The sequence below is a fragment of the Coprococcus sp. AF21-14LB genome (assembly GCF_003458885.1).
In the GTDB taxonomy this organism is placed as follows: domain Bacteria; phylum Bacillota; class Clostridia; order Lachnospirales; family Lachnospiraceae; genus UBA9414.
Window position 1 is genome coordinate 1 of the sequence record NZ_QRVX01000109.1, and the last position, 1,936, is coordinate 1,936.

General features: G+C 34.2%; 1 pseudogene. It reads left to right on the plus strand.

Going from position 1 to position 1,936, the window contains the following annotated elements:
• The first annotated feature begins 156 nt into the window (after positions 1-156).
• Positions 157-1,894, plus strand: a pseudogene (locus tag DWX73_RS13155) (IS1634 family transposase).
• Positions 1,895-1,936: the final 42 nt, after the last annotated feature.

Consider the following 1,936-nt stretch of genomic DNA (forward strand, 5'->3'; position numbering starts at 1 on the left):
GCACGGGAGTTTGACACATCATTTTTATAACTTTCCTTAGGAATCCTTTATTTAAGCCATTTAAGGCTTATTTTTTTGTCAAATTTTACGAATTTATACGTGCTATTTTGTACTATTTGTGGTATAATAAAGGAAAAGGGTTGGAGGGATTATCAGATGTACATTTCTATTACTGGAAATAAAGGAAATCAAGATGTTTATATCAAACAATCTTATCGAAAAGATAACGGAAAAACATCTTCTCGTATTTATAAAAAACTGGGAAAATATAATGCTCTTTTAGAGCTGTTTTCAGGCAATGAACAAGATTTAATGGACTGGGCAAAAAAGGAAGCTGAAAAAGAAACTCTTGCTTATAATCAACAAAAAAGAAAAAGTCTCTCTATCCTTATCGCCACTTGCTCGCATTCCTCTCGAAGAAGAACGCGTATTTAATATCGGATATTTATTTTTGCAAAAGATATGTAGCGAACTAAGAATGGATATCATTTGCAGAAACATACGTAATCACCATAAGTTTTCCTATGATTTCCACGCAATCCTCACAGATTTGATTTATGCCAGAATTCTGGCGCCTTCTAGTAAACTCAGTAGTTATAAGTACTGTCATTCCTTATTAGAACCGCCAAAGTATTCACTCCAGGATCTTTATCGCGCTCTGTCCGTTCTTACCGAAGAGTCTGACTTTATTCAGGAAGAATTATACAAGAATTCCAATTTCATTCATCCACGGAATTCCAAGATTTTATATTACGATTGCACAAACTATTATTTCGAGATCGAAGCTGAAGATGGCATAAAAAAATATGGAAAAAGTAAGGAACATCGTCCAAACCCAATCATAACCATGGGGCTTTTTATGGATGCAGATGGAATTCCTTTGGCATTCGATATATTTCCAGGAAACCAAAACGAACAACTTACATTAAAACCAATCGAACAGAAGGTCATCAAAGATTTTAATTGCAGTGAATTTATTTTTTGCTCAGATGCCGGTTTAGGTGGAAAAAGCAATCGTTTTCTGAACAGCTTTGGGAATCGCTCTTATGTAATTACTTATTCTTTGAAAAAAATGAAAAAGGAAGAACGTGATTTAGCACTCTTACCAACTCAGTTTAAGATCCCTGGTTCCAACAAACTGATTGACTTACGAACACTTGATGAATCCGATCCAAAAGTGTTCAACACTATTTATTATAAAGAATACCCTCTTGTAACAGGAGATATGGATGAAACGGTCATTATTACCTATTCTCCAAAATATAAAGCTTATCAAAGTAAGATTCGTAATACTCAGATTGATCGAGCAAAAAAAATGATACAATCTTCAGATAAAACCAGAAAAGGAAAAGGTTCAAATGATCCCGCCCGTTTCATTCAAAGAACAGCTGTCACAGAATATGGTGAAATAGCTCAAAAAAATATTTATCAATTAGATGAAGCTAAAATCCTAGAAGAGTCTATGTATGATGGATTTTATGCAGTGATTACAAATCTTGAGGGAGATATTAGAGAGATTATTAATATCAACAAACAGCGTTGGGAAATCGAAGAAAACTTCAGAATCATGAAGTCCGAATTCGAGGCAAGACCTGTATTTGTCAGACGCGAAGATCGCATCAAAGCTCATTTCCTGACCTGCTTCATTAGCCTATTAGTTTATCGATTATTGGAAAAGAAACTTGGAGAAGAGTTTACCTGCAGTCAGATTTTAGAAACATTAAGAAATATGAATGTTACACTTTTATCCAAAGACAGTGGCTACATTCCTTCTTATAAACGTACAAAGATAACAGACAAACTACATAGTTCCTTTGGGTTCCGTACGGATTATGAATTCATACGCAAATCTACTATGAGGACGATCATAAAAGAAACAAAACAGAAAAAATAGAAAAATAGCACATATCGTTGCAAACAAGAAAACGGCTACACC